Raw genomic sequence first — 5,142 nt, forward strand, 5'->3', positions numbered from 1 at the left:
GGAACGAGACGGTCATCGGGGCGCTGACGCGACTGGTCGAGACCGCTCGGGACGAATACACCCGCCGGGAGGCAGCCGAGAGGTTGGGTCAAATCGACCCCGGAAACGAGATGGCGATCGGGGCGCTGGCGCGACTGGTCGAGACCGCTCGGGACGAATACACCCGCTGGGGGGCAGCCGAGAGGTTGGGGCGCATCGACCCCGGAAACGAGACGGCGATCGGGGCGCTGGCGCGACTGGTCGAGACCTCTCGCGATGCCTCTACCCTTCGAACAGCAGCCGAGAGGTTGGGGCGCATCGGTGCGGGGAACGAGACGGCGATCGCGGTGCTGGCGCGACTGGTCGAGACCGCTCGGGACGAATACACCCGCCGGGGGGCAGCCGAGAGTTTGGGGCGCATCGACCCCGGAAACGAGACGGCGATCGGGGCGCTGGCGCGACCGGTCGAGACCGCTCGGGACGAATACACCCGCCTGTGGGCAGCCGAGAGGTTGGGGCGCATCGGTGCGGGGAACGAGACGGCGATCGAGGCGCTGGCGGGGCTGGTCGAGACCGCTCGGGACGAAAACACCCGCCAGAGGGCAGCCGAGAGCTTGGGTCAAATTGGAACCAGCAACGAATCGGCAGCTCGGACATTGGTACGATCGCTCCGCCACCACCTACGAACCAAAGAAACCTATCAACTCATGATGAAATGTGCCGCAACTCTGCCTTACCCAGATTTCTTCGAGGCATTTCATTCATCCCGATGGCCGTTCTAGATTCCCGCTCTCAGAATTGACTGGCGTTGCAGATGGCTCCAACACCACATCTTCGTAAATCGCATCGATCGCAACGGTCAACCCCACACTGGCAAGCTCGATCTCGTCACCTTCACTGTAGGGTACAAACGTCCAAACTCCCCGGCGATCGCGCCGAAAAACATCCACGGTTTTGCGTTCAGACCCGATTAAAACATACTCTTGCAAGCTTTCCAGACGGCGATAAAGCGCAAATTTACCACTTCGGTCGTAGGCTTCCGTACTTGGAGAAACCACTTCCACAATTAAGCAGGGATAGCGGGAAAACTGCCGAGCCGTGCGATCGCGATCGTCGCAGGTCACGCTGACATCGGGATAGACGAAGGGACCGTTTTCGCTAATCCCAACCCTCGCATCGGAGTTTCTCACTTTGCAGCGTCCTCGCAGGTGCGTTCGCAGGAGAGTGGCAACGTTCAGAGCAATATCTGCGTGGGCGAGGGAACCCCCCGTCATCGCAAACACTTCCCCGTCGAAATACTCGTGGCGCAATTCTTGCTGCTCTTCCCATTCAAAATATTCTTGGGGAGTCAAGCGGGAAAGTCCGGGGGTGGCAACCACGATCGCAATGCCTCCTCAGAACGCGATACCTTTATTTTATACAGTCCGGCTCTGGGAGCGGTTTTCAATTTCCCGTTTACTCCCACGATCTCGTCAACGGCTCCACTGGCAAATCGGCATCGATCTCGATTATCGAAATTTTGGCGTTCTCCACGACCGTATTCCCCATAATCGTATTGTGCATCGCTTCAAACTTCGACGTATCCTCCGCAATGCGTTCGTAGTGCAGAACGACGTGGTAACGCTGGGCGATCGCTTCCCCAGCAGGCGATCGCTCTACCGCATCCCAATCCAAGTTTTGCTGCTCTTCTGCAATGCGGCGATAGTCGTCGGCGAGGGTTTCTAAGGCAACGGCGATCGCGTGTTCCTTCGTCTGACCGTAGCACTGGATGTCTTCTCGGGGAGCGTCGCTCAGAGAAGGGGACAACTGGCAAACATACTGTCCGTTGTCCTGACGCTGCACGGTAATAGAAAGGGTTACTTGGGAGTCTGTCATACCACCTCTAACACTCGCTTCATCTCAGCTTATGGCTTCGTATCGTCCCCAATCCGAAATCCGCTGGCGTTGCCGACATTAATGTTGTACTTCCCACGCTGGTTGACGTTTTGATTAATCTGAGTCTGGGGGCGATCGCGATCGGCCGACTCCATCTCAATTTCGGGTTCTCCCTCATAGGGCAAGCCTTTCGGCTCGGGTTCTCCTCCAGCGTAGTAGGCTAGATGAAAATTATCCGCGCCTTCAAAGTTCAAGATAGGATGTTGTCTGTTCCTCGTGCGACGAGGGACGACCTCACGCGCATACATCGCCACATCTGCAACTCGCACGTAACCGTCCTTGACCGATGCCCCCTGTCCCGCCAAGGCTTCGACGAGTGCTAGGGTGAACGCACTGTAAGGTTTTCCTGCCCAAGATTTTTCATCGGCTTTGGACGAGGCGATAACAATTCGCCCTTTGCCTTTTTCAAATAAGGCCCGAGCTTCTGGTGGTAAAGGAGCTTTTTCCGCAGCCAAGCCGACCTCGGAGAGATCGCCTAACCCACCCGCATGGCAACAATCCAACAGTAGCAAGAATTTTTTGGCAGGAATCGATCGCAGTTTAGCAACGAACTCATCGCCTGAGATCGTCGTGTTTGCGAGTTTGTTTAGATCGTAGCCGTAGGGGATCAAAAAATAGCGATCGCCCATCATCGGATGGCTGAGTTTATAGCCATGTCCGGAAAAATACACGATGACCGTTGAAGTGGCTGTCGTTGTCGCAGCCAACTTATCCAACGCATCGAGTACGTTGGTTTTAGCTGCCTGTTCCTCGGTCAGTAACTGCACTTGCTCCGGTGGATAGGCGCACCGTTCCGGGTTTTTGAGAAGATCGGCCAGACCCACCGCATCGTTGACGGTGTTGGGCAAATCCGCTCCGACTCCGACGATACAAGCGTGACCGTCTGTAAACAACTGGCTCATCCGCAAAAACTCATCCACTACTATCGGAAGGAAACGCTGTTAGGGACTCCGGCTCGTCCTACACAACCAATACGGAAAATCCCTGGGATGGCCTCGTGGTCAGCCCAGACCCCCCGACCTTTCTGACCGGTGGCGAAGAAACGTTACCGGCACTACAAAAAAACGCTCGTTAAAACGGCTAAAACTGCCCAACCAATTTTTCTGGCTTTCCCGTTTCCTCTGTAGGAATCAGGACTCTTTTGCGTAGTCAACACTCCAGGTCATCTCATCATCCGGTTATCCCCCCTGCTCTCCCTATCATCGCTCGAGGAATTTCATTCCAGTTTCACAATTGCCCGATATCTTAGCAGGCACAGCAACTCTTCACGGCGGATGTCCCATGTCTGTGCCACCTCCCTCACCCCACGAAGACCCCAACGGCTCTCAGGCAGAGGCTCCAGACAGTTCGCTCGCCAATTTAGAGCCGTCTCAACACCCGATACCCGATTCGACCTCACCTCAATTGGACGCTCCACTCTCGAACTCTCACGCTCCCGAATCGAAATCTTCGCCGTCGCGATGGAAACAGTATGGCAAAGTCTTACTCGGTTTAGGGGTTTTTGCAGCTCTCAGCGGCGGTATCCTGTCGATCGCCCAACAGTTCGAGCCGTCTGGTTCGATGGAGGACATGGACGGCCACGATATGTCGGGAATGTCTCACGACGACATGATGCAAGTGAACGGGGCGTTTAACCCAGTTCCCGTGACCGTCGAGGAGGTACAGCCGGGCGAATTTGAAGCGGGTGTTTCCTATACCGGATCGATCGCCCCGTACCAAGAAGCCGTCGTCTATCCCCGAGTGGCCGGACAGTTGACCGACTATTCCGTCTACGTCGGCGATCGCGTCGCCGCCGGTCAAGTCCTCGCACGACTGGCAGCCGAGGAGCGATCGTCGGAACTGGCCGAAGCCGCCGCCGAAGCCGAAACGATGAGCCTCGATTTAGCCGTCAGCCAAGTCGAAATTGACGAACAAGTCCAAGAAATCGCGCGACTCCAAGCCGAACTGAATTATCTCAAACTTCAAAAAGACCGTTTTGCCATGCTGACCGAAGCCGGGGCTACCTCCCAAAACGAGTACGATGTCGTTGCCAGCGAAGTCGCTGCTAAAGAAGCCGCGATCGCAGGCGCCAGAGCCAAACTGGAACGGTTGCGGATGCAAGTCGAACGCGAACGCGCCCGAGTCCGCCAAGCTCGGGCCAGAGTCAACACGGCTTCGGTTATGGAAGGATACACCACCCTACAAGCCCCCATCAGCGGCATCGTCCAAACTCGTATGGTCGATCCCGGCGTCGTCGTCCAACCGGGTATGGGGGTTTTGAAAATTGGCGACTATTCCCGAGTGCGCCTGCAAGCCAACGTCGCCCAGAAAGACGCCGGATACATCCGCATCGGGACGCCCGTACGCGCCCGAGTCCCTGGAGCGACGCAAGTTCCCCTCGAGGGGCAAGTCACCAGTATTTTTCCCCAAACCAACAACGAGACGCGCACGGTTACAGTCGAAGCCCTAGTGGAGAATCCTCAAGGCCGCCTGTTATCGGGACAGTTTTTAGAAATGACCCTGCTGACCGAACAGAAGAACAACACCCTGTCCGTCCCTCAAACTGCCGTCGTCGAGTTCGATGGCGAGACTTCTGTGTGGGTGATGGAGGGAACGACCGCCCGACGTCACACCGTCGAAACGGGGATGGTAAACGGCGATCGCATTGAAATTACCAGCGGTTTGCATCCGGGCGATCGCGCGATTACCTCCGGTCACAGCCGTCTCGTTCCCGGCGTCCGGGTGGCAGTGGTCGATGAGGACGGAAACCCCGTTCCCATGCTGGGAGACAGCAGCCAGGGCAACGTTAACGTGGCGATCGTCGATCGCGATGCGAACCAAAGTTTCGCTAAGGGAAGCGCAGAATTCGTCTTAGAAGTGCGCGATCCCGAAACGCAAGATCCCCTCGCCGTCGAGGAGGTGACGGTCGATATCACCATGCCCATGCCGAATATGGCACCGATGACCACCCTAGTCGATGTCGAACCCACCGGCCGACCCGGACAGTTTCGAGTCGAAACCCATTTCGGGATGGCGGGAGAATGGCACATCGCCGTCGAAGTCAACGAGGGCGATCGCACCGGTCAAACGTTAACGATCGTGTCGGTGGAATAAGGTTTCGAGTTTCTCGGGGCATTTTCCACTCTCACACTTCGTTCGTTCCTCAATCCCCTTCGCAATTAACTAGGGCTTGCTGAAAAGAAGTGAAAAGCTTACGACGTAAGGCTTAGAGGAGTCTTGACGTGGCTT

The 5,142-nt window shown here is 56.5% G+C and carries 5 protein-coding genes; 2 read left to right on the plus strand and 3 right to left on the minus strand.

Annotated features, from left to right (window positions below; genetic code table 11):
* Positions 1 to 761: HEAT repeat domain-containing protein (locus tag GEI7105_RS29880; RefSeq protein WP_035492504.1), on the plus strand; the 761-nt coding region annotated here is incomplete at its 5' end.
* Here the strand turns inward: GEI7105_RS29880 and GEI7105_RS0109970 are convergent.
* The 3 genes from GEI7105_RS0109970 to GEI7105_RS0109980 all read right to left on the minus strand — a co-directional run bounded on the left by GEI7105_RS0109970 (position 741) and on the right by GEI7105_RS0109980 (position 2,816).
* A complete protein-coding gene (locus GEI7105_RS0109970) occupies positions 741 to 1,358 on the minus strand; it encodes a Uma2 family endonuclease (protein ID WP_051044133.1) in 618 nt (205 codons plus the stop codon). The genes GEI7105_RS29880 and GEI7105_RS0109970 overlap by 21 nt on opposite strands.
* A 76-nt stretch (positions 1,359 to 1,434) precedes the next feature.
* A complete protein-coding gene (locus GEI7105_RS0109975) occupies positions 1,435 to 1,854 on the minus strand; it encodes a hypothetical protein (RefSeq protein WP_017660330.1) in 420 nt (139 codons plus the stop codon).
* A 29-nt stretch (positions 1,855 to 1,883) separates the two neighbouring features.
* Positions 1,884 to 2,816 carry a caspase family protein gene (locus GEI7105_RS0109980; protein ID WP_017660331.1) on the minus strand — a complete coding sequence of 311 codons (933 nt, stop codon included), beginning with the start codon at positions 2,814 to 2,816 and terminating at the stop codon, positions 1,884 to 1,886.
* A 379-nt stretch (positions 2,817 to 3,195) separates the two neighbouring features.
* On the opposite strand from GEI7105_RS0109980, the gene GEI7105_RS0109985 reads away from it, so the two are divergent.
* Entirely contained in the window at positions 3,196 to 5,007 is a 1,812-nt protein-coding gene (locus tag GEI7105_RS0109985; protein WP_017660332.1) for an efflux RND transporter periplasmic adaptor subunit, read from the plus strand.
* Positions 5,008 to 5,142: the final 135 nt, after the last annotated feature.

This window comes from Baaleninema simplex PCC 7105, from assembly GCF_000332355.1.
In the GTDB taxonomy this organism is placed as follows: Bacteria; Cyanobacteriota; Cyanobacteriia; order Cyanobacteriales; family Geitlerinemataceae; genus Baaleninema; species Baaleninema simplex.

Coding starts and splice junctions, on each gene's coding strand:
- GEI7105_RS0109975 (WP_017660330.1), bottom strand. CDS start 1,854: ATGACAGACTCCCAAGTAACCCTTTCTATTACCGTGCAGCGTCAGGAC.
- GEI7105_RS0109985 (WP_017660332.1), top strand. CDS start 3,196: ATGTCTGTGCCACCTCCCTCACCCCACGAAGACCCCAACGGCTCTCAG.
- GEI7105_RS0109980 (WP_017660331.1), bottom strand. CDS start 2,816: ATGAGCCAGTTGTTTACAGACGGTCACGCTTGTATCGTCGGAGTCGGA.